The following is a 23,172-nucleotide window of genomic DNA, read 5'->3' on the forward strand; positions in this document are numbered from 1 at the left end:
AGGGCGCGCCGGCGTCTACCCGCCCAGGCAGCCCGGGCCGAGCAACGCCTTGAGGTCCCCCATCAGCGCCGGCGACGGCGTAACCCGAAGGGAGGCATCCAGTTCCAGGGTGGTGATCCGGTCCCCGCTGATCAGCCGCAGATGCACCTGTGCCGTGCCGGGATGACGAGCCAGCACCTGCTTGAGCGCGGTGACCTTGTCGATGGTGCACTGCCGTGTCGGCAGGCTGACCGCCAGCGGCCGGTTCGGCTGCGCATTGGAAAAGTCCGGCACCACAAGTTCATTGGCGATCAGCGCGACGCGGTCGTCGCGCAGCGATACCTTGGCCTTGATCAGCACCACGGCGTCGTCGGCGATCTCGGCCCCGTACACGGAGTACGCCTGTGGGAAAAACATCACCTCGATCCCACCGGTGAGGTCCTCCAATTGAGCTGACGCCCAAGGCATCCCGTTCTTGTTGACCCGCCGGTTGACCGACGCGAGGATGCCCCCGACCCGCACCTGGGCGTCGTTGGGGACATCACCGTCGAGGATGGCCGGGATCTGGGTGTCGACCTGAGCGGTCAACAGGTGCGCCACCTGGTTGAGCGGATGCCCGGACACGTACAGGCCCAGCATCTCTCGCTCCAGGGCGAGCTTGTGCTTGTCCTCCCACTCGTCGTCGGGCACCTTGATGTTGAACACGGAGTCGCAGCCGACCCCGTCTTCCCCGCCGCCGAACAGGTCGAACTGGCCCATCGCCTCGGCCTTCTTGGTGCCCAGCACCGAGTCGACCGCGTCGGTATGCACCAGGAACAGACCCTTACGGGCGTGACCCAGCGAATCGAATGCCCCCGCCTTGATCAGCGACTCGGTGACCTTCTTGTTGCAGGCCGCGACGTCGATCTTGTTCAGGTAGTCCGAAAAGTCGGTGAATTTGCCTTTGCCGTTGCGGGTGCCGATCAGCGAGCCGACCACGTTGGCGCCGACGTTGCGCACCGCGCCGAGCCCGAACCGGATGTCGCGCCCCACCGAGGCGAAGTTCACCAGCGACTCGTTGACGTCCGGCGGCAGCACGGTGATGCCGAGCTTTCTGCAGTCGGCCAGGTAGACGGCCGCCTTGTCCTTGTCGTCGCCCACCGACGTCAGCAGGCCGGCCATGTACTCGGCCGGATAGTTGGCCTTGAGGTAGGCGGTCCAGTAGGAGACCAGGCCGTAGCCGGCCGCGTGCGACTTGTTGAACGCATAACCGGCGAACGGAAGAATGGTGTCCCACAACGCTTTCACCGCTTTTTCGGAGAAGCCGTTGGCGGTCATGCCCTCGTAGAAGCCCTTGTACTCGGCCTCGAGCACCTCGAGCTTCTTCTTACCCATCGCCTTACGCAGCGCGTCGGCCTTGCCCATCGTGTAGGAGGCGACCTTCTGGGCGATGAACATGATCTGCTCTTGGTAGACGATCAACCCGTGGGTTTCGGCCAGGATCTCGCGCAGCGGCTCCTCGAGCTCGGGGTGGATCGGCTTGACCGCCTGACGACCGTTCTTGCGGTCCGCGTAGTCGTTGTGCGCGTTCATGCCCATCGGCCCGGGCCGGTACAGCGCCAGCACCGCGACGATGTCGTTGAACTCGGTGGGCTGCATGCGGCGCAACAGATCTCGCATCGGCCCACCGTCGAGCTGGAACACGCCCAGGGTGTCGCCGCGGCCGAGCAGCTCATAGGTGGGCTTGTCGTCCAGCGGCACCGATTCCAGGTCGAGGTCGATTCCCCTGTTGCTCTTGATGTTCTCCAGGGCGTCGCCGATGATCGTCAGGTTTCGCAGGCCCAGGAAGTCCATCTTCAGCAGGCCGATGGCCTCGCACGACGGGTAGTCCCAGCCGGTGATGATCGCGCCGTCCTGGGGCCGCTTCCACAGCGGAATGGCCTCGGTCAGCGGCTCGCTGCTCATGATCACCGCGCACGCGTGCACACCGGCGTTGCGGATAAGGCCCTCCAGGCCGCGCGCGGTCTGGTAGATGGTGCGCACGTCCGGGTCCGTTTCGATCAGGCCGCGGACCTCGGCGGCCTCCTTGAACCGCTCATGGCCAGGGTCGGTGATGCCCGACAGCGGAATGTCCTTGGCCATGATCGGCGGCGGTAGCGCCTTGGTGATCCGGTCGGCGATCGCGAAGCCGGGCTGGCCATAGTGGATGCGGGCCGAATCCTTCAGCGCCGCTTTGGTTTTGATGGTGCCGAAGGTGATGACCTGGGCGACGCGGTCGGAGCCCCACTTCTCGGCGGCGTAGCGCACCATCTCGCCGCGACGACGGTCGTCGAAGTCGATGTCGATGTCGGGCGCCGACGGGCGTTCCGGGTTGAGGAAGCGCTCGAACAGCAGACCGTGCGGGATCGGGTCGATGTTGGTGATGCCCAGCGCGTAGGCCACCAGCGAGCCCGCCGCCGAGCCACGCCCCGGCCCCACCCGGATGTCGACCGACCGCGCGTAGTTGATCAGGTCGGCGACGATCAGGAAGTAGGACGGGAAGCCCTTGTCGCAGATGACCTTGATCTCGTACTCGGCCCGGTCGATGTAGTCCTGGCCGACACCGGACGGAAAGCGGCGCGCCAACCCGGCCAGCACCTCGTGGTGCAGCCAGCTCGCCTGGTCGTGACCCTCGGGCACCGGGAAGATCGGCATCCGGTCGCGCGGCGCCCACACCTCGTCGTAGGACTGCACCCGCTCGGCGATCAGCAGGGTCGAGTCGCAGGCACCGGGGACCTCGCCGTCCCAGATCTGTCGCATCTCGGCGGCCGACTTCAGGTAGTAGCCGTCGCCGTCGAACTTGAACCGGTTGGGGTCCGAGAGCGTCTTGCCGGTCTGCACGCACAGCAGCGCCTCGTGGTTGTGGGCGGCGTCGCGGGTGACGTAGTGGCAGTCGTTGGTGGCCAGCGGCGGAATGCCCAGCTTGCGGCCGATCTCCAGCAGCCCGTCGCGGACCCGCGTCTCGATGGACAGCCCGTGGTCCATCAGCTCCAGGAAGTAGTTGTCGGCGCCGAAGATCTCGCGCCACTTGGCGGCCGACTCCAGCGCCTCGCGCTCATGGCCCAGCCGCAGCCGGGTCTGCACCTCACCCGACGGGCAGCCGGTGGTGGCGATGATGCCCTCGGCGTGTTCGGCGATGATCTCGGCGTCCATCCGCGACCACTTGCCGAGCTGACCCTCGAACGACGCCAGCGAGGACAGCTTGAACAGGTTGCGCAGGCCGGTGGCGTTCTCGGCCACCATCGTCATGTGCGTGTAGGAGCCGCTGCCCGACACGTCGTCCGACTTCTGGCCCGGGTCGCCCCACAGGATGCGCCGCGTGTCGAAGCGCGAGGCCGGCGCGATGTAGGCCTCGACGCCGATGATCGGCTTGATCCCGGCCTTGGTCGCCGCGTTGTAGAACTCGCTGGCGCCGAACATGTTTCCGTGGTCGGTCATCCCGACCGCGGGCATTTGCAGCCGGTCCACCTCGGCCAGCATCGGCGCGATCTTCGCGGCACCGTCCAACATCGAATACTCGGTGTGGTTGTGCAGGTGCACGAAGGACGAGTGGTTCATAGGGACGCCAGTCTATGACCGCGGACCGACACGAGTTCGGCGTGTCGCGGCGTGTGTCTGTGTTTATTGGTGGCGACCCGCCGCGCCCGGCTTCGCCGCGCTTGCGATCGCCACGAACCGGTTTATCCGTACAACTCGACGAAGTTCTGCAGTGACTTCGCGACGTCGCCCTTGACGGCGCGCGCCGCCGCCGAGCCCACCGGACCGAACAGCGGCCGTCCGCCCAGTTCGAGGCGCAGACCCAGCGTCGACCCCTCCGCGGTGGGCCGCACGCTGAGGGTGACGGCGTATTTCGCCCCGCCCTTGCCGGACCCTGACATCGCCATCTCGTGCGGCGGGTCCCACGTGGTGACCGTCCAAGTCACCCGGTTGCGCAGTCCCTTGGCCCGCGCCACGCCGACGATCTGGGTGCCCTCGGCGATCTCGTCGGGCAGTTCGCCGCGCCATCCCTCGTGCATGATCAGCCAGTCGCCCAGGTCCGACAGGTCGGAGACGTGGTCCCACATGTCTTGCGGGGTCATCGGGACGTCGGCGGTCAGGTCCACAGCGGCCACGCGAATCCTCCTTGCTCACTCCCCGACCGCCACGCTGGCGTGACGCTGGGTGCTCGATGCCACGCTAGCGTGACGTCCGCAAGCGGGAGGTGCCCCCAGCTCGGCGAAAGATTACTTCTTGGGCCCGCCGCGGAATCGGTTGCCGATCCGAATGCCGGGCAAAAGCAGGCTGCGCGGCGCGAACCGGCCGCCGGTGCTGACCACCTTGGGCACCACGCCGGGCACCACCGTCCGCCGGCCGGACAGCATGCCGCCGATGGCCGCCTCGGCCACGTCGCGCGGCGACACCTGCGCAATGGGGATGCTGAACCGCTCGGCATTGGCGATCTCGGCCCACTCCGTCGGCACCGGCCCCGGGCACAGACAGGTGACCGACACGCCGGTCCCGTGTAACTCCTCGTGCACCGCTTCGGAGAACGTCTGCACGAAAGCCTTGGTGGCCGAGTACACCGCCATGAACGGAACCGGCTGAAACCCCGCGATGGACGCGATGTTCATCACCGCGCCGGCACCGCGCTTGACCATGCCCGGCAACGTCGCGTGGGTCAGTTCCATCAACGCCAGCGCATTGAGGGTGACCTCTTCGCTCTCGCGCTCCAGCGGCAGCTCGTGAAACACCCCGCTGGTCCCGAAACCTGCGCTGTTGCACAGGCCGGCGATCGGCTCGCTGCGCAACCGGTCCGCCAATTTGCCGCGGCCCTTGCTGTCGCCGAGGTCCAGCGGCAGCACCTCGATGGCGACCGAGTACTCCTGGCCGACCTCGTTGGCCAACTCGTCGAGGCGCTCGCGGCGCCGCGCGACGAGCAACAGCGGGAAGCCACGACGGGCCAGCCCGCGAGCCAGTTCGGCGCCGATGCCGGACGACGCGCCCGTGATGACAACGGTGGTTTGAATGTCAGGTTTTGGAAGGCTCATGGTGTCACCAATGTATCCCTCGGGTCGCCCGCACGAAGTTCTCGCTGCGTCTGTCGAATTCCGTTGTGTCGCTTGACTTCTCATCGCCCTTTGCGGCGCTCGAGTCGCCGAACATGGCGAACGCCCGATTGCGCACCCGATCCATCACCGCCGGGTTGACCGCATCGGCGACGGCGGCGAACTGCCCGAACGGCGAGCTGGCCCGGCGGGGCCGGTGCACGATCGCGTCCGCGATCACCCCGGCCGCCTGGTCCGGCGTCAGCGCCGGGAACTTGTCGTAGAGCGTGGTCGGGCTGATCATCGGGGTGCGCACCAAAGCCATGTGCACCGTGGTGAACTTGACGCCGTCGTTGACGGTCTCGGCCTGCAGCGAGTCGCACAGGCTGTCCAGCGCGGCCTTGCTGGCGATGTAGGCGCCGAAGCGCGGCGCGCGGGTCTGCACGCCCACCGAGGAGACGTTGACGATGTGCCCGTGTCCGCGCTCGCGCATCCCGGGGATGAACTTGAGGATCAGCTGGACCGCGCCCAGGTAGTTCAGCTGCATGGTCCGCTGATAGTCGTGAATGCGGTCGTAGGACAGCTCGAGTGAGCGCCGGATCGACCGCCCGGCGTTGTTGACCAGGATGTCGACGCCGCCGACGTCGCTGAGCACCTGGTCGGCCATGGCCGCGATCGCGTCCATGTCGGACAGGTCGCAGGGATACACCTCGGCGGTGCCGCCGTCGCCGCGGATCTCGTCGGCGACCTTCTCCAGATTCTCCCGGGTGCGGGCGACCAGCGCCACGGTCCCCCCGGCCTCGGCGATCTTCTTCGCGGCGGCCTCACCGATGCCCGACGATCCCCCGGTGATCAGGACGGTCTTGCCCTTGACGGCCTCCTCGAGCGTGCGGCCCTGCACCGCGTCCAGCAGGTTCCGCAGATAGAACGGCCGGTACCGTCCGGCCGAGTTCGGGGTGTTGACGAGGTGAGACACCGTAGCCAGCGGCTTTTCCACCAGGTTTCCGATCGAGTTCTCCACCAAGTTCGTTAAGTCACCAAGATTCATCGGCTTTCGCTCCTGATGATGTGAGCCCCCCGACCACAACTGGCCTGCCCGTAGACCACGACCGCCTTGCGGGGCTGTGCGAGTGATGTGACGTGCATCATTAAGCCAACCTAGGACATCGGCGGCTCACCCCGATGCGGATTGCGGTCATGTAACACCGCGACCACTCTCACGGCCCGACCAGTACTACCGCCAGCGTTGGGCAATCCGCTTGTTACACAAGGCAATCCGGCCGTGATCGCGCACTTACCGACGAGCAACGCCGAGATGTTCCAATCGTGCTCATGAAAATTCTGGCGCGCTTCCGCAAGCCGGCACCGGCACCCATCTATGACCGCATCGGTGGACACGAGGCGATCGAAGTCGTGGTCGAGGACTTCTACGTTCGGGTGCTCGCCGACGATCAGCTGTCCGGCTTTTTCACCGGCACGAACATGAACCGCCTCAAGGGCAAACAGGTCGAGTTCTTCGCCGCCGCCCTGGGCGGCCCGGAGCCCTACGCCGGCGCCCCGATGCGGCAGGTACACCAAGGCCGCGGGATCACGATGCACCACTTCAGTTTGGTGGCCGGACATTTGGCCGACGCGCTGGCGGCCGCGGGGGTGCCGTCCAAGACCGTGACCGAGATTCTCGGCGCGATCGCACCGCTTGCTCCAGAGATCGCGACGGCCGACGCCGGCAAGGTCAACGTCTGAGCGGTTGCCGCGGTTGCGCCGAGATTGCCGCGGCGGCTGCGGTCATGGGGGGATCACGACCGTGGCGGCAATCTCGGCGCGTCCCCGGCATCGGCGCGTGCCCGGCAGCGGCGCCTAGCATGCGTGACATGCGGCGCACATTTGACGACCTGATCGCCGAGGCGGACGCCGCCCCGGTCGAGGGCTGGGATTTTTCGTGGCTGGACGGCCGGGCCACCGAGGAACGCCCGTCGTGGGGTTACCAGCGCCTGCTCCGGGACCGGTTGGCGACGGTGTCGGCCGCGCTGGACATTCACACCGGCGGCGGGGAGGTGTTGTCCGGCGCGGCGCCGTTCCCGCCCACCATGGCGGCCGTCGAGACCTGGCCGCCTAACGCCGCGCTGGCCACCCAGCGCCTGCATCCGCTCGGCGTGGTGGTCGTCGCGACTTCCGACGAGCCGCCGCTGCCGTTCGGCGATGCCGCCTTCGACCTGGTGACCACGCGTCATCCGATCTCCGTCTGGTGGACCGAGATCCTGCGGGTGCTGCGGCCCGGCGGCACCTACTTCGCCCAGCAGATCGGGCCGGCCACCATGGGCGAGCTGGTCGAGCACTTCATCGGTCCGCAACCACAGAAATGGGCCGAGTTCCACCCGGACGCCGTGCGCGCCCAGGCCGAGGCGGCCGGCCTGCAGATCGTGGATCTACGGATGGAACGGATGCGCGCCGAGTTCTTCGACATCGGCGCCGTCGTGTATTTCCTGCGCAAGGTGATCTGGACGGTCCCCGACTTCACCGTGCAGCGCTACCGCGAGCGGCTGTTCGAACTGCACCAGCGCATCGAATCCGAAGGGCCGTTCGTCACCCATTCGGTACGCCTCCTCGTCGAGGCCAGAAAGCCGGGCTGAGTCAGCCCTCGTCGCGCAGCACGTCGAGCGCGTGCTGCAGATCCGGCGGGTAGGGGCTGACGATCTCAATCCGCCTGCCGTCGGCGGGGTGGGCGAAGCCGAGCGAACGCGCGTGCAGCCATTGCCGTTCCAGCCCAAGCCTTTTCGCCAGCTTCGGGTCGGCACCGTAGACGAGGTCACCGCAGCACGGGTGGTGCAGCGCGGAGAAATGCACCCGGATCTGGTGGGTGCGGCCGGTTTCCAGGTGCACGTCGAGCAGACTCGCGGCGACGAACGCCTCCACGGTGTCGTAGTGGGTGAGGCTGTGCCGGCCGTCCTTGGTGACGGCGAACTTCCACTCGCCGCCGCGATGACGCCCGATCGGCGCATCGATGGTGCCGCTGGACGGGTCCGGATGTCCTTGCACCAGCGCGTGATAGCGCTTGTCGACGGTGCGCTGTTTGAACGCCCGCTTGAGCACGGTGTAAGCCCGTTCGGACAGCGCCACCACCATCACCCCCGACGTGCCGACGTCGAGGCGATGCACGATCCCCTGCCGCTCGGGCACCCCCGACGTGGTGATCCGGTAACCGGCGGCGGCCAGCCCACCGAGCACCGTGGGCCCGGTCCAGCCCACCGACGCGTGCGCGGCCACCGCCGCAGGCTTGTCGACAGCGACGATGTCGTCATCGGAGTACAGGATCGTCATGCCCTCGATGTCGACGGGCGTGTTCTGCAGCGGCGCGGGCGCCTCGGGCAGGCGCACCTGCAGCCATGCGCCGCCGGTCAACCGGTCGGACTTGCCGGCCTGCACACCATCGAGTTCGACACCGCCGTCTTCGGCAAGAGCGGCCGCCGCGCTGCGCGACAATCCCAGCAGCCGTGCCAGCCCGGCATCCACGCGCATACCCGCCAGTCCCTCGGGGACGGGCATGGAGCGGTCACTCACCCGTACGGTCTCCGCCGTCGCCCTTGCGCCGACCGACGGAGTCGAAGTCGAACCCGAAGATCGACAGCACCACCAGCAGGATGGCGCCGCCGACCACCGACGGATCGGCGACGTTGAACACCGGCCACCAGCCGACCGACAGGAAATCCACGACATGCCCGCGCAGCGGTCCCGGGGCGCGAAAGAAGCGATCGACCAAGTTGCCCATGGCGCCGCCGAGGATCATGCCCAGGCCCACCGCCCACCAGGGCGACACCAACCGCCGCCCCATCCAGAAGATGCCGACAACCACACCGGTCGCGATCAGGGTCAGCACCCAGGTGTAGCCGGTCGCCATCGAGAAGGCCGCGCCCGAATTGCGCACCAGGGTCCAGGTCACCGTGTCGCCGATGATCGGCACCGGCTGGCCGGGCGGCAGCAGTTTGACGGCGAGGACCTTGGTGACGACGTCGAGGATCAGGACTATCGCCGCGATCGACAGCAGCAGCCGCAGCCGCCGTGGCGCAGGTTTGGGTGCCGCGTCGGTCCCCGGCAGCGCGTCCCGCTCAACCGGGGCGGCCGCACCGGCCTCTTCGGCCGAGGTCACCGGCTCGGTCGACTTCGTTGGTTCTTCAGGCACTTCCCCATCATCCCCTACTGTCCCACGCAGGCTAGTCATGTTCGCGCAGGGGCGATGCGCAATGATGCCAGCATGGCCCGGCTCACCGTGATCGCCACCGGAGGCACGATATCGACCGGCACCGGCGCCGACGGGGTGCACCGACCCTCGTACAGCGGGGCGGATCTGACGGCGCCCTTCCGCGAACAACACGACGTGGACGTCGTGGACCTGCTGGCGGTCGACAGCTCGGAGCTGACGCTGGCCGATTGGGACCGGATCCGTGACGCGGTGACGGCCGCGGTCGACGGCGGCGCCGACGGTGTGGTGGTGCTCCATGGCACCGACACCATGGAGGAGAGCGCGCTCTGGCTCGATCTCACCTATGCGGGCCAGGCGCCGGTCGTGCTGACCGGGGCGATGCGCAGCGCCGACGCCGCCGATGCGGACGGCCCCCGAAACGTGCGCGACGCGCTGGCGGTGGCGGCCAGCCCGGCCGCCCGCGGCTTAGGCGTGGTGCTGTGTTTCGCCGGCCGGGTGCTGCAGCCGCTGGGCATGAGCAAGGTGGCCACCGATGACCTGAGCGGCTTCATCGGTCAACCGCTCGGCGCCGTGACCGGCCAGGTGACACTCACCGGCCCGAAGACCCGGCCGTACGTCGGCGATCTGCGGGCGGCCGCCGCGCCGCGCGTCGACATCGTTGCGGCGTACCTGGGCAGCGACGGGGTGGCCCTCGACGCGTGCGTGGCCGCCGGGGCGCGGGGCGTGGTGCTCGAGGCGCTGGGTTCGGGAAACGCCGGGCCGGCGGTGGTCGAGGCGGTGCGCCGGCACTGCGGCGACGGGGTCGTCGTCGCGGTGTCCACCCGCGTCCCGGGCGGGCGGGTCGGCGCCAGCTATGGCCCCGGGCACGAGATGGCGGCCGCCGGGGCCGTGCTGGTGCCGCGGCTGCGACCGCCTCAGGCGCGCGTCCTGCTGATCGCCGCGCTGGCCGCGGAGCTACCGGTCGCCGACGTCGTCGCGCGGTGGGGCTGACAGCGCCTCGGCCTGCAGCCCGCCGGTGTAATCGGGCCAATCCAGTGAGTCCACCGGGTTGGCGCGCACCAGGTCGCCGCCGTCGGCGGGGAACGTCCGGGCCGGACCGGGACCGGAGCTGCGGGTTTCGAATCGCGCGGTGACGACGCCGTGGCCCGCCCCCTGTACCCAGCCGTGCCCGAGCTCCCGGTGGGCCACGTCGTCGCCGATCCGCCACCCCGCGGCCTCCGCTGGGCCCGGGGCGAACATCGCCTCGGTCGCGGTCTCGGCCGACGGTGAATCCGATTGCGGCTCCGGCAGTTCCAGGTCCGGAAACAGCGACTCCTGGCGCACGTCGCTCAGCCCCGAAAAGCCCACGCCGAGAAGGCGAATGGGGCCGATCTCGCGCGGATCGAGCAGCAGCCGGCGGGCCATGCCGACCAGCGCGCCAACCTCGGTGGTGGCGTAGGGCAGCGTCGCGGACCGGGTCAGCGTGCTCATGTCGGATTTCTTCAGCTTGACGGTCACGGTGCGCGCGCCGCGGCCATCGCGCAGCAGGCGGTGATGGGCGTGCTCGGCGATCGGCTCGATGGCCTCTCGCAACTGCTCCAGGCTGGTCAGGTCGACGGCAAAGGTCGATTCGGAACTGATCTGCTTGGCCTCGGCGCGCTCGGCGACCGGGCGGTCGTCGATGCCACGCGCCAGCCGGTGCAGCGCGGGCCCGATCGTGGCGCCCAGGATGTTGGCCGCCTCGACCTCGGTCAGCGCGGCCAGCTCGCCGATGGTCTCGATCCCGAGACGATGCAGCCTCTCCTCGGCGACCGGCCCGATACCCCACAGCCTGCGCACCGGCAGCCCGCCGAGCAGCAGTCGTTCCTCCTCGCGGCGCACCACCCGGACCCCATCGGGCTTGGCCAGTCCGGACGCGATCTTGGCGATCTGCTTGCCCGAACCGGCGCCCACGGAGGCGATCAGGCCGGTGTGATCGCGGACCACCCGCCGCAGGTCCTCGCAGAACGCCTCCACGTCCTCGGCGGACGCGCCCGCGAGTTGGGCGGGTTCGCCGAAACCCTCGTCGAAGGACAGCTGCTCGACGACGGGCACCACGGCGCGAATGGTGTCGAAGACGCGCCGGCTGGCCAGTCCGTAGACCACGCCGCGCGGCGGCAGCACCACTGCATTCACACCGACCAGCCGGCGGGCCTGATGCATGGGCATGGCAGAACGCGCTCCGAACACTCGGGCCTCGTAGCTGGCGCCGGCCACGACGCCGCGCCCGCCCACCCCGCCGACGAGCACCGGGCGGCCGCGCAGCGTCGGGCGGGTGAGCTGCTCGACGGAGGCGAAGAACGCATCCATATCCAGGTGCAGCACCCACCGCGACTCCACTCCCTCGATGCTAGGGCCCACCCGCCGGGCCAGTTCGACTAACGTTTTCGCCATGGCCATGAACCTCGCGCACCGCCGGATCTGCAGCTCGAACCGCTGGGCCAAGGCGGTCGAGGAGGATCTGCTGCCGTGGGCGCTCGCCGATGTGGATTTGGGCGACAACACCCTCGAGATCGGGCCGGGTTACGGCGCGATCCTGCGGGTGCTCGTGGACAAGACGCCGCGGCTCACCGCGGTGGAGATCGACCCCCCGATGGCCGAGCGCCTGCAGCGGCTCTACGGCGACCGGGCGCGCATCATCAACGGCGATGCCACCGCGACGGGATTGCCGTCCGACGAGTTCAGCTCGGTGGTGTCGTTCACCATGCTGCATCACGTCCCGACGCGCGAGCTGCAGGACCGGTTGTTCGCCGAGGCGTTCCGGGTTCTCCGGCCCGGCGGCGTGTTCGCCGGCAGCGACAGCGTGACCTCGCTGTGGTTCCGGATCCTGCATTTTCGTGACACCTGCAACACCGTGTCACCGGATACCCTGCCGGATCGGTTGCGCGCGGCGGGGTTTGGTCGCGTCGAGGTCGAAGTTCGCGGAGGCCGGCTGCGCTGGCGCGCAGTCAAATAATGGACACCGGGCCCGGCGACACGGCCGTTCCGTCCGGGGGCTCGCCGCCCTCGACGCGGTGGGCGCGGCTGCGTCATCAGTGGGACCAGCGGCTGCAGCCCGGGGAACAAACGACGGTGCTGGCCTGGGCGTCGTTCACCCTCACCTTCGCCGGCCTGCGCGGCCTCACCCACTGGATTCGCGCCGGCCATGGCCCCTCGGGTGGCGGTATGTCCCTGGGCGGCAATCACTTCCACCACTACAACATCGGCATCGGCATGCTGGCGACGGTGGCCGGCATCGGCCTGCGCGGCACGGAAGCGCAACGGCGTCATCCCGCGGCCGCGGTGGCGTACGGCGCCGCGAACGCCATGATCGTCGACGAGCTGGCGCTGCTGTTAGACCTCAAGGACGTCTACTGGGCATCGGATGGTCGCAAGAGCGTGGACGTCGCGGTCGGAGTCATCGCCACCGGCGCGACCGTGGTGGCCGGCATGCCGTTCTGGCCGCATGCTCAGCGGGCGCTGCGGCCCTAGAATTTTCCGCGAAACTGTAAGTGGCGGCCGGTCATCTCGGAAAACGTGTTGCCAGTTGCAATCTCGCTGTCACACTGGACAGCCGGCGGCCGCCAAAGCACGTCGAACTCGGTCCACGACGACCTCCGGCCGATGTCGTAGTAGGTCGGCGCTGACCCGGACCAAGCGCCATCCCCGTCGCTCCAGTTCGGCGGTGCGATCGATATCGTCGGCGCGAATGCGCGGATCCAGCCAATGCTGCGCGCCGTCGTATTCCACCCCGACAAGCCACTCCTCCCAACCCATGTCGATCCTGGCCAACACCGCGCCCCAGAGGTTGCGCACCTCGATTTGGGTCTGCGGCCTGGGCAGACCGCCGCGCATCAGGACGAGCCTGGTCCGCGTCTCCTGCGGCGATTCGGCACCCGCGTCGATCAAGGGCAGCACGCGCCGCAACTGCTTCATGCCGCGGGCGCCACGGCGGGAGTGCACCAGCGGATACACGTCTTTGGCGGTAACTCCCGTGGCCCGTGCAAGAGCATCGATCCGGATCACCGCGACCGTCAATCCTGGCCGCCGCCCAAGGTCAAACGCCGTACGGGCTGGCGAGGTGACCGGCACGCCGTTGACCGCTGTAATCTCCCCGTCGCTCAAGGTTTCGTTGCGGGTGATGATCAACGACGGCGGACGGGTGCGATCACATACCAATTCAGCAGGCGTGTGGGGGTCGATCCACTCAGTGCCGAGCAGCGCTGCTGCAGAGCAGCCTGCCACCACGGCTTCCTTTCCCGACCATAGCCACGCGGCGATCGCACGATCCCGGGCAGTCAGCTCCCTGCCCGGCCGCTGATACACGTTCCGGTAGATGCGGGTGCAGGAGCGCCGAAGCTCACGTTCCGTGTACGCTCCCGCGCGAACGGCTTCAGTACCGACGAAAAGTTCTGCGCTCACGACAGCAGGGTGCCAGACGCCCCTGACATCTCACGAAACTGCAACTGCCGACAGCTCCACTCGGGAAATGCGACGTGGAATACAGTTTCGCGGTCAGGATTTCGAAATGCTCACCCGCACGCCATCACCGATCTCGGCACCGTCGGCCGGATCGCCGAATTCGAAACTGGTGGCCAGGATTTCACCCGCGATGAGGTCGCGGTGAGTGAGCGCCCAGTCGGCGCGCTCGTCCGGCACCGCCATCACCACCGAAATCCGGTCGGAGACATCCAGACCCGACGACTTGCGCAGCTCCTGCAGCTCGCGGATCCGGTCCTTGGCCCAGCCCTCGGCCTCGAGTTCGGGGGTCACCGTCCCGTCCAGCACCACCAGGCCCGCCCCGTCGGGCAGGGCCGCGGTGAATTCCGGGTCGGCGGCGACCAGTCGGGAGCTGTATTCCTCGGGTTGCAGCACCGCGGGCCCGGCGGTCAGGGTGCCGTCCGCATTGACGACGCCCTCCCCCGCCTTGACCGCCTTGATGGCCGCCTGCACGTCCTTGCCCAGCCGCGGCCCGGCCACCCGCGCGTTCACGGTGAGCTCGAAGCGGCCGTAGGTGTCGATCGCATCGGTCAGCTCCACGCTCTTGACGTTGAGTTCGTCGGCGATGAGGTCCACGAATGGCTCCAGTCGCTGCGGATTGTCCACCGCCACGGTCAGTTTCGGCAGTGGTAGCCGCACCCGCAGCTTCTTGGCCTTGCGCAACGAGGACGCGGCCGAGCAGACCTCGCGGACCTGATCCATCGCGGAGACCAGGTCTGAATCGCCCGGCACGTCGCCGGCTTGCGGCCAATCGGTCAAGTGCACCGACCGCTCGCCGGTGAGGCCGCGCCAGACGATCTCGGTCACCGAGGGAAGCAACGGCGCGGCCAGCCGCGCGGTCACCTCCAGCACGGTGTGCAAAGTGTCGATGGCATCGACATCCTCCGCCCAGAACCGCGAACGCGACCGTCGCACATACCAGTTCGTCAACGCCTCGGTGAACTGACGCAGTTGCTCGCAGGCCCGCGAGATATCGCAGGTGTCCATCTCGTGGGTCAGGTCGTCGCGCAGCGCGGCGAGCTTGGCCAGGATGTAACGGTCGAGCACCTGCGTTGAATTCGTCCGCCAGGTACCGACTTTGGGCGCGTATAGGGCCAGGAAGCTGTAGGCGTTCCAGAACGGCAACAGCACCTGGCGCACGCCGTCGCGGATGCCCTGCTCGGTGACGATGAGGTTGCCGCCGCGCAGAATCGGCGAGGCCATCAGGAACCAGCGCATGGCGTCGGAGCCGTCGCGGTCGAACACCTCGCTGACATCGGGATAGTTCCGCAGCGACTTGCTCATCTTCTGGCCGTCGGAGCCCAGCACGATGCCATGTGCCACACAGGTTTTGAAGGCGGGGCGGTCGAACAGCGCGGTCGCCAGGACGTGCAGCGTGTAGAACCAGCCCCGGGTCTGGCCGATGTACTCGACGATGAAGTCACCCGGGTAATGACCGTCGAACCACTCGTCGTTCTCGAACGGGTAGTGCACCTGCGCATACGGCATCGATCCCGAGTCGAACCACACGTCGAGCACGTCGGGGATGCGGCGCATGGTGCTTGCCCCGGTCGGGTCGTCGGGGTTGGGCCGGGTCAGCTCGTCGATGAAGGGCCGGTGCAGGTTGGTGGGCCGCACCCCGAAGTCGCGTTCGAGTTCGTCGAGGCTGCCGTACACGTCGATGCGCGGATAGTCCGGGTCGTCGGACTTCCACACCGGAATCGGGGTGCCCCAGTAGCGGTTTCGCGAGATCGACCAGTCGCGGGCGCCCTGCAGCCACTTGCCGAACTGGCCGTCCTTGACGTGTTCGGGGTACCACGTGATCTGTTGGTTGAGTTCGACCATCCGGTCCCGGAATTGGGTGACCGCGACGAACCAGGACGACACCGCCCGATAGATCAGCGGGTTGCGGCAGCGCCAGCAGTGCGGGTAGGGGTGCTCGTAGGTTTCGTGGCGTAGCAGCACCGCGCCGTTGGCCGCGGCCGGACCGCTGCCGTTCTTCAGGTCGCGGATGATGTGCGGGTTGGCGTCAAACACGTGCTGTCCCTGGTAATCCGGGACGGTGCCGTCGAATCGCCCCTTGGAGTCGACCGGCGTGACCGGGGTGATGCCGACCTTGTCGGTGGTCGCCATGTCGTCCTCGCCGTAGGCGGGCGCCATGTGCACGATGCCGGTGCCGTCCTCGGTCGTCACGAAGTCGCCGGCCAGCACCTGAAATGCGTTGGCCGCATCCATGAAATACGGGAAGGGCGGCAGGTAGCGGGTGCCGAGCAGGTCGGCGCCGAGATAAGTGGCCAGGATCTCGGGTGCATCTCCTTTTTCGAAGCCCAGCTCCTTCGCGTAGGCGGCCAGCCGCGCTTCGGCCAGCACGAAACGCCGCTCCCCAGAGCGCACCTCGACATAGGTCACGTCGGGGTTGACGGCGACCGCGAGGTTGGAGGGCAGGGTCCACGGCGTCGTCGTCCACACCAGCAGGTGGGCCCCGTTCAGCGGTCCGCCGACCACCTTGAATCCGACCGTGAGGGCCGGGTCCTGGCGGCTCTGGTAGACGTCGTCGTCCATCCGCAATTCGTGGTTGGACAGCGGCGTTTCGTCGCGCCAGCAGTACGGCAGCACCCGGTAGCCCTCGTAGGCCAGCCCCTTGTCCCACAGCTGTTTGAACGCCCAGATCACCGACTCCATGTAGGGCAGATCGAGCGTCTTGTAGTCGTTGTCGAAGTCGACCCAGCGCGCCTGGCGGGTGACGTAGGCCTGCCACTCGTCGGTGTAGCGCAGCACCGAGGCGCGGCAGGCGTCGTTGAACGCGGCGATGCCCATGTCGTCGATCTGCGATTTGTCGGTGATGCCCAGTTGGCGCTCGACTTCGAGTTCGGCCGGCAGGCCGTGGGTGTCCCAGCCGAAGCGGCGCTCCACCTTGTACCCGCGCATCGTGCGGTAGCGCGGGACGATGTCCTTGACGTAGCCGGTGAGCAGGTGCCCGTAATGCGGCCGGCCGTTCGCGAACGGCGGCCCGTCGTAGAACACGTATTCCGGTGCGCCATCGCGCCGCGCGATGCTGGCCCGGAAGGTGTCGTCGCGGGCCCAGTAGTCCAGCACCTCGAGCTCAAGCGCGGGAAAGTCGGGCGCTCCTGGCTTCGGGTAGGTGTTGACGTCGGCCTTGTCGGTCACGATGCGCGTTGTCTCCTGTGCCACGGTGCAAACCGGGGACGACGACGCGCTGGCTGCGCGAGCGCCGCGGTACCACCCCGCTTGCCGCGCTTTCGCGTGGCCACTCGATGACGGCTGTGACGGGCCTACCCGTTCGGTTCTACTGAGCCGCCGACGGCTGTTCTTCCGAAGGCTCCCCGGTGATGGCCGGATCGACGCCAGTTGATTTTACCGCGAGACGGCAACTGCCCACGCGAACGCCGAGTGAAGTCGTCGGCAGTTGCAGTCTCGCGGCAAGGAAAGTCAGGCCCGGACCTCGAGGACGCCAACCCGCCACAGCGCGGCGTACACGTGACGCAGCGGCACGCTCAGCAGCCGAGCGGCGCCGTCCACCAGCAGGTCGCCACTAGCGGCAAACTGCGGGTTGTCCGCCCGGCGGCGCACCTCGGGAGCCGGAGCGGCCGCCGGGAAGGTGTCGGTGTCGCGCACCACGGTCAGCGTGCGGACGGGCGCTACGGTCGTTACTTCGTCGTAGAAAGCTGCGGTCATTTTCGCCTCCTAGAGGGGAGATCCAACGCGGACTGTTTGGACTGACGTGTCCCGCCCCGTGTCGGTTCCGATCTCGAGAACGCTTGGCCGATAACCACTTAGCGTTGCGACGACTCAGCCGAGAAGGTCGCGCCGGAGACCGGATCGGGACGAAACACAGTTCGGACTTCGATCCGGACTGTCGCTAGAACGCATCTGTCCCTCACCTCCTCGCGGTCACGACGCACACGCGGTTCGCATGCGATCTATGCGCAGCAAAGGAGCAGAACCCGACGACCGTCGGAGAACCGCACCCCTCTCGTCAGAGCTTCGGCACCACACGACGTGTCCTGGCCTGGAAAACCATCCGAGCCGGAAGCCACCTGGGCTCAACCCTTAAGCCGGGAGGAGCTGTCCTGACCCGGGGCGTCTTTCGACGTTCGGGGTCAGTGGCCTGTATTCGTGTAGACGCCTCACCTAACGAGGTGCTTACCGGACCGATCATGCACGACGGGTATGTCGCGGTCAAATCCCTGGATGGCGTGTCGGGGATTCTGTACGGATTCCTGCGGCGAGCGCACAGCATCCGGTCAGGTTTGCGACCCTGACCTGGACAAACGCCCCGGGATCACTTCTCGACCAGGCCGTCGAGCCGGCCGATGGTGTCGATGAACTCGTCGACCATGTCGAGCACCACAGAGCGCGTCGGGCGGATCCGGTCGAGCGACCCCACCACCTGGCCGACGAAGTAGGTGGCCAGCTCACGCGCCTTGGCGCCCTGGTGCGCGGCGGCCTGGTTGATGCGCATCTGGGGCTCGGTGATCAGCGCGGTCTGTAGGGGCATGCCCAGCGGATCCGGATTTTCCGGCCGCTCCCACTCGTCGGTCCAGGCCGTGCGCAGCATCCGTGCCGGTTTGCCCGTCATCGAGCGCGATCGCACCGTGTCCGAAGAACTGGCGGCCAGGAATTTCTCCTTGACCACGGGCACCGTCTCGGCTTCTTCGGTGGTCAGCCACACCGAGCCGCACCACACGCCCTCGGCGCCCAGGGCGAGCGCCGCCGCGATCTGGCGACCGCGGGCGATTCCACCGGCGGCGAGGACGGGCACCGGCGCCACGGCATCGACGACCTCGGGCACCAGGACCATCGTCGCCACCTCGCCGGTATGACCGCCCGCCTCGGTGCCTTGGGCGACGATCAGGTCGACACCCGCCGCGGCGTGCCGTTGCGCGTGCCGGGTGGTGCCGGCCAGCGCGGCCACCAGCACGTCGTGGTCATGTGCCCGGCGGACGACGTCCGCCGGGGGCGGCCCGAGTGCGCTGGCGATCAGCCGGATGTTGCTGGAGAACGCCACGTCGAGCAGCGGCTCGTACATCTTGGGCGAGATGCTCAGGCCGCCCCTTGAGCCGGGCGATTCCTCGGCGGACGCCGTGACGCCGTAGCGGGCCAGGAGGTCCTCGACGAACGCGCGATGCTCGTCGGGCAGCAGAGTGCGGGCCTGTGAGGTGTCGATGCCGCCTTGCTCGGCGCCAACGTATTTGGGCGGAAGCAGCAGGTCGACTCCGTAGGGCTTGCCCCCGGTCTGCTCCTCGATCCAGGCCAGCTCGCTCTCCAGGCGCCGGGGACTGTGCGCGGTGGCGCCGAGGACCCCGAAGCCGCCGGCATTGGTCACCGCCGCCACCACGTCACGGCAGTGGCTGAAGGCGCAGATCGGGAATTCGACTCCGAGCAGCTCGGCGACTCTGGTTCTCATTGCCCGACGCTAAGGAGATACGAATTGATATGTCAATCGATTACGGCCTGCGTTGGCCCTCGGCCGTCCGGGGGCCAGCTGGACACGCCCTCTTCAAGCGGGACCTGCAGACTGTGCAGGATCGACGAGACCATCCGCCACGCGCCGATGGCGGTGACGAGCTCGATGAGAACCGTTGTGTCGCCGTTTAATTCACGTTCGCAGGCCGCCCAGCTGTCGGCGCTCACCGCACCGTGGATCACCACGTCGTCGGTCGCGGCCAGCACAGCGCGCTCGGTGGGACCGAAGCCGGCGTGACCTTGCCAGTCGCGCACTCCGAGCAGATCGTCGGCGGCCACGCCCAGCCTCGACGCAACCCGCCAGTGCTGCGTCCATTCGTAGTCGCACGCGGTGAGCCAGCCGATTCGCATGATGACCAACTCGCGCAACCGGGGGTCGAGCGCGCCGTGCCACAGCATGGTGGCGAGCAGATCGTTGATGGCGCGCGCCAGCGGCGGATGGTTGAGAAGCACCTGAAAGATGCTGAGTTCGGCCATGTAGTTGGGCACTGCGGCTTCGTCGGCGGCGGCTTGGGCCTCACCGGGCGGCAGTCCCGGTACACGGGCTGTTGTCATGCTCTGAGCATCCCACGCGCCCGGCGCAAATTCCGCCGACGCCCCAGTGCCTAGGCGTCCAAGCGGGCGAACTGATTCTGCCGGTACTGCTCGACGCAGGCCGCTCGCCTGACCTTGCCGCTGGTGGTGATCGGAATCGAGCCGGGAGCCACCACAACCAGGTCCGCCACGCCCAACCCATGTGAGTTGGATATCGCCGAGGCGACTTTGCGTTTGACGGCGACAAGCTTCTCCGCCGCGACCTCTGCGGAGTCGCCGTTCTTCTTGAATTCGATTATCGCGACCAGCTTTTCGGTCTCCTTGTCGGGAACCGCGATCGCCACACACCGGCCCCGCGTGATCTCTTGGATCGTCGCCTCGATGTCATCGGGAGAGTGGTTGCGCCCGTAGACGATCAAAAGATCCTTGATGCGCCCCATCACGAACAACTCGCCACCCGAAACGAAACCCAAATCGCCGGTCCGAAGCCAAGGCCCCTCGGGTGTGCCCGTCGACGGATCGACGAGTTTCGCGCGGAAGGTTTGTTGCGTCTCCTCGGTTTTGCCCCAATACCCCGACGCGACATTGTGGCCGTGCACCCAGATCTCGCCGGTCGTCCCGTCCGGACACTCGATGGTGGTCTCGGGATCGACGATCCGCACCATCGGCGAGGGCGGCAGCTCGTAGCCGACCAGCGGAGCACCCCCGCTGGCACAAGGTTCCGCACGCCCGGCGGACAACGCATCGGAATCGAAGCGGACGATCCGTGGGGGTTGACCCGAGGCGCTGGTCGCCACGTACAAAACCGCCTCGGCCAGGCCATACGACGGGCGAAGCACCGTGTGGTCGAGATTGAACTTGGCGAACCGCTCGGTGAAACGCCGCAGGGTCGCCGCATGTATCCGTTCGCTACCACTGATGAACGCCACGACGTCGCCGAGATCGAGCCCGGCCATGTCCTCATCCGTGGTTTTGCGCACCGCCAGCTCGTAGGCAAAGTTCGGTCCCGCCGTGACGGCGCGCCTGTGGGTCGCCATCAGCTGCATCCATCGCGCGGGGCGCTCCAGGAAAGCCACCGGGCTCATGAGAACGGCGTGTACTCCGCCGATCACCGGCTTACAGATTCCCGCCATCAGGCCCATGTCGTGGTAGAAGGGCAGCCACGACACCACAGTCATGTCCATGCCGGAATCGGCGAAGTAGGCCTGTACCCACTGTTGGAAATTGGCCAGCACGTTTTCGTACGAGATCATGACGCCGGCGGGCCGGCGCGTCGATCCGGACGTGTATTGCAGGTATGCGATATCGGACCTGCCGCTGCCGCCGTCGGACGCTGCTCTTGAGTCCAGGTCCAGGGCGTCGATCTCGATGACCGACGCACTGGAACCACCGCCGTTGCGCGCCTCGACGTACTCGGCGACATTGCCGACAACCGCCGACGTCGTGAGGATGACCGAGGGCGAGGTGTCCTGCAGGACCGCGTCCACACGCTCGTCGTGGACGCCGCCGGTGGGCGCCGAAAGCGGCACGGCGATAAGCCCCGCCTGCAATGCGCCGAGAAATGCGACGATGTACTCCAGCCCCTGTGGTGCCAAAATCACCGCGCGGTCACCGCTGGATGCGCTGCGGCCGAGTTCGTGTGCGACGTTTGAAGTCCGGCGATACAGCTGAGACCAGGTCAGGGTTTCGGGGACTCCGGCCCAATCCTGCTCGTAATCCATGAACGTGAACGCTGGGTCATTGGGCTGCAAACTTGCACGTTCACGCAGCACATCCGGGATGGACGTCTCAAACACGTGCCTGAGATTACCGGGGCCGTCGCAGCGGATGTTCGGAAAAGGGCAAATTGGGTGGACAGTGGTTCACCCGGCGCCCGGCCGCGTTCGCAGGGTAAGCGAGGCGCGACGGCGGCTACAGGTCAGCGGCCATTTTGGCTTCCTGCGCCCGCGCCACGTCTTGCGCGCTGTAGCCGATGAACAGCGCCACCGCCGCGAGCAGGACGACCGCCCCGGCGAGCCACAGCAAACCATAGGTATAGCCGCGGTCGAGCGCGTGGAGCTGGGCGGCGTTCATGGATTTCGCCGGACCGCTGATGCCGCCCAGCGACAGTGTGTGGGAGGTGATGGCGGCCTGGATGACGGAAAGCACCACCGGCCCGCCCAGACCCTGCAGCACCACCGCGATGGCCGAGGTGGGCCCGATGCGATCGGGGCCGACGCTGGCGATCACCGACAGCGAAAGCGGCACCACGATCAGGGCGACGCCGACACCGGCGACGACGATCGGGAACGCCAGGTTAGGAAAATATGGGACTCCACGGTGGAGATTCGACGCGTACAGAGCGCCGCCGAACATCAGGATGCTGCCGCCGAGCACGAGCACCCGCGGCGGGAGCGACACCACCAGCCGCGAGGCCGCGCCGAGCCCGACGGCGGCCGCTACGACGAACGGGATGAAGGCGAGGCCGGATTGGAGCGTGTTGTAGCCCATGATGTCTTGCACGTACACGGTGACGACGAGCATCAGGGCCATGATCAGCCCGCCGGTGAGAAACAACGCCGCGAATGTGGCCAGTCGATTGCGCTCGGCGAACAAGCTGAACGGCAGCACCGGGTTCTCCGCCCTGCGCTCGACAACGGCGAAAGCGGTGAAGGCCGCCAGCGCCACCGCGCCCGCGCCGATGGTGCCGGCCGACAGCACTCCCTTCCCCGACTGCATCGAGAAGCCGAGGACCACCGCCGTCACACCCAGCGTGGCCAGCACGGCCCCCGCGACATCGAGCTTCATCCGCTCCTTCTGCGTTTCCCGAAGCGCGATGTGGGCTAAGTAGAGCGCCAGCAGCCCGATCGGCGCGGTCACGAAAACCGCCAGCCGCCAAGACACTTCGGTGATGATCCCGCCCACCACCAGGCCGAGCACGGAGCCGACGCTGCCCATCGCGGTGAACACCGCCATGGCGCCATTGCGTAAACGGCCCTTAGGAAAGGTCGTCGCGACGAGGGCCAAGCACGTCGGTGCGAGTATCGCGATCGCGACGCCTTTCAACATCCGCGCCACGACGAGGCTGCCTTCGTCCCACGCGATCGCGGACATCACCGATGCGACGGTGGAGAGCACGGTGCCAATGACGAAGGCGCGCTTGCGGCCGATGGTGTCGCCGAGGCGACCGCCGACCAATATCAATCCGTTGCAGGCCAACAGGGTGGCGAACACAACCCAGTTTCGCCCGGCGCTCGACAGGTTCAGCTCATTCTGGATCTTGGGAAGCGCCACTATTCCGATCGTCAGCTCTATCGACGCCATCAACTCCGCGCTGCCGAGAGCGACGATCGCGGCGATGAACCGGCCCCGTGGCAGTTCTTCGCGCGCAGAAGCTGTCTGGGCGACGGCATGGCCATTGCGAGTGACGTCGGGGCCGCTGATCCTGCGAGTGATGTCGTCCAGCGAGATCGTGCC

General features: G+C 67.6%; 19 protein-coding genes and 1 riboswitch. Of the genes, 5 read left to right on the forward strand and 14 right to left on the reverse strand.

Going from position 1 to position 23,172, the window contains the following annotated elements; genetic code table 11:
- Nucleotides 1-15: 15 nt before the first annotated feature.
- The 4 genes from dnaE to AC5Y30_RS24480 all read right to left on the reverse strand — a co-directional run bounded on the left by dnaE (nt 16) and on the right by AC5Y30_RS24480 (nt 6,069).
- On the reverse strand, nt 16-3,555 hold the full coding sequence (gene dnaE, locus AC5Y30_RS24465) for a DNA polymerase III subunit alpha (protein ID WP_499921701.1): 3,540 nt from the start codon (nt 3,553-3,555) through the stop codon (nt 16-18).
- 122 nt (nt 3,556-3,677) lie between these two features.
- Nucleotides 3,678-4,109: a type II toxin-antitoxin system Rv0910 family toxin gene (locus tag AC5Y30_RS24470; protein WP_499921703.1), complete on the reverse strand. Its 432-nt coding sequence runs from the start codon at nt 4,107-4,109 to the stop codon at nt 3,678-3,680.
- A gap of 111 nt (nt 4,110-4,220) precedes the next feature.
- Nucleotides 4,221-5,024, reverse strand: coding sequence for an SDR family NAD(P)-dependent oxidoreductase (locus AC5Y30_RS24475; protein ID WP_499921705.1), 804 nt, complete (start codon nt 5,022-5,024; stop codon nt 4,221-4,223).
- 4 nt (nt 5,025-5,028) lie between these two features.
- Entirely contained in the window at nt 5,029-6,069 is a 1,041-nt protein-coding gene (locus AC5Y30_RS24480) for an SDR family NAD(P)-dependent oxidoreductase (protein WP_499921707.1), read from the reverse strand.
- Nucleotides 6,070-6,353: 284 nt separating this feature from the next.
- Between AC5Y30_RS24480 and AC5Y30_RS24485 the strand changes: the two genes are divergently transcribed.
- Nucleotides 6,354-6,764, forward strand: a complete 411-nt coding sequence (locus AC5Y30_RS24485; protein WP_499921709.1) for a group I truncated hemoglobin — start codon at nt 6,354-6,356, stop codon at nt 6,762-6,764.
- Nucleotides 6,765-6,892: 128 nt separating this feature from the next.
- A complete protein-coding gene (locus AC5Y30_RS24490; protein ID WP_499921711.1) occupies nt 6,893-7,651 on the forward strand; it encodes a class I SAM-dependent methyltransferase in 759 nt (252 codons plus the stop codon).
- Nucleotide 7,652: 1 nt separating this feature from the next.
- Here the strand turns inward: AC5Y30_RS24490 and AC5Y30_RS24495 are convergent, their stop codons facing one another.
- Together AC5Y30_RS24495 and lspA are read right to left on the reverse strand one after the other, a co-directional pair.
- On the reverse strand, nt 7,653-8,579 hold the full coding sequence (locus tag AC5Y30_RS24495) for an RluA family pseudouridine synthase (protein ID WP_499921713.1): 927 nt from the start codon (nt 8,577-8,579) through the stop codon (nt 7,653-7,655).
- Nucleotides 8,572-9,198, reverse strand: coding sequence for a signal peptidase II (gene lspA, locus AC5Y30_RS24500; RefSeq protein ID WP_499921715.1), 627 nt, complete (start codon nt 9,196-9,198; stop codon nt 8,572-8,574). Before lspA ends, AC5Y30_RS24495 begins: the two co-directional genes overlap by 8 nt.
- Nucleotides 9,199-9,252: 54 nt before the next feature.
- Between lspA and AC5Y30_RS24505 the strand changes: the two genes are divergently transcribed.
- On the forward strand, nt 9,253-10,209 hold the full coding sequence (locus AC5Y30_RS24505) for an asparaginase (RefSeq protein WP_499921717.1): 957 nt from the start codon (nt 9,253-9,255) through the stop codon (nt 10,207-10,209).
- Here AC5Y30_RS24505 and AC5Y30_RS24510 read toward each other — a convergent pair.
- On the reverse strand, nt 10,174-11,577 hold the full coding sequence (locus tag AC5Y30_RS24510) for a DNA polymerase IV (protein ID WP_499921745.1): 1,404 nt from the start codon (nt 11,575-11,577) through the stop codon (nt 10,174-10,176). The genes AC5Y30_RS24505 and AC5Y30_RS24510 overlap by 36 nt on opposite strands.
- Nucleotides 11,578-11,629: 52 nt before the next feature.
- On the opposite strand from AC5Y30_RS24510, the gene AC5Y30_RS24515 reads away from it, so the two are divergent.
- Nucleotides 11,630-12,193: a class I SAM-dependent methyltransferase gene (locus AC5Y30_RS24515; protein ID WP_499921719.1), complete on the forward strand. Its 564-nt coding sequence runs from the start codon at nt 11,630-11,632 to the stop codon at nt 12,191-12,193.
- On the forward strand, nt 12,193-12,708 hold the full coding sequence (locus tag AC5Y30_RS24520; RefSeq protein WP_499921721.1) for a hypothetical protein: 516 nt from the start codon (nt 12,193-12,195) through the stop codon (nt 12,706-12,708). The genes AC5Y30_RS24515 and AC5Y30_RS24520 overlap by 1 nt, the downstream gene beginning before the upstream one ends.
- Nucleotides 12,709-12,777: 69 nt before the next feature.
- On the opposite strand, the gene AC5Y30_RS24525 is transcribed toward AC5Y30_RS24520, so the two are convergent.
- The 7 genes from AC5Y30_RS24525 to AC5Y30_RS24555 all read right to left on the reverse strand — a co-directional run bounded on the left by AC5Y30_RS24525 (nt 12,778) and on the right by AC5Y30_RS24555 (nt 23,019).
- A complete protein-coding gene (locus tag AC5Y30_RS24525; RefSeq protein WP_499921723.1) occupies nt 12,778-13,638 on the reverse strand; it encodes a PDDEXK-like endonuclease domain-containing protein in 861 nt (286 codons plus the stop codon).
- 93 nt (nt 13,639-13,731) lie between these two features.
- Nucleotides 13,732-16,863, reverse strand: coding sequence for an isoleucine--tRNA ligase (gene ileS / locus AC5Y30_RS24530; RefSeq protein ID WP_499921725.1), 3,132 nt, complete (start codon nt 16,861-16,863; stop codon nt 13,732-13,734).
- A 282-nt stretch (nt 16,864-17,145) separates the two neighbouring features.
- On the reverse strand, nt 17,146-17,391 hold the full coding sequence (locus tag AC5Y30_RS24535; protein ID WP_499921726.1) for an Rv1535 family protein: 246 nt from the start codon (nt 17,389-17,391) through the stop codon (nt 17,146-17,148).
- 286 nt (nt 17,392-17,677) lie between these two features.
- Nucleotides 17,678-17,862, reverse strand: a riboswitch (M-box (ykoK) riboswitch).
- Nucleotides 17,863-17,998: 136 nt separating this feature from the next.
- Entirely contained in the window at nt 17,999-19,123 is a 1,125-nt protein-coding gene (locus AC5Y30_RS24540) for an NAD(P)H-dependent flavin oxidoreductase (RefSeq protein ID WP_499921727.1), read from the reverse strand.
- Nucleotides 19,124-19,155: 32 nt separating this feature from the next.
- Nucleotides 19,156-19,737, reverse strand: a complete 582-nt coding sequence (locus AC5Y30_RS24545; RefSeq protein WP_499921728.1) for a carboxymuconolactone decarboxylase family protein — start codon at nt 19,735-19,737, stop codon at nt 19,156-19,158.
- 50 nt (nt 19,738-19,787) lie between these two features.
- A complete protein-coding gene (locus tag AC5Y30_RS24550; protein WP_499921730.1) occupies nt 19,788-21,512 on the reverse strand; it encodes an AMP-binding protein in 1,725 nt (574 codons plus the stop codon).
- Nucleotides 21,513-21,627: 115 nt separating this feature from the next.
- The gene (locus tag AC5Y30_RS24555) at nt 21,628-23,019 is read right to left on the reverse strand and encodes an MFS transporter (protein ID WP_499921747.1); all 1,392 of its coding nucleotides are present in this window, start codon (nt 23,017-23,019) and stop codon (nt 21,628-21,630) included.
- Between the last annotated feature and the right edge of the window lie 153 nt (nt 23,020-23,172).

Source organism: Mycobacterium sp. NGS27, assembly GCF_059813005.1.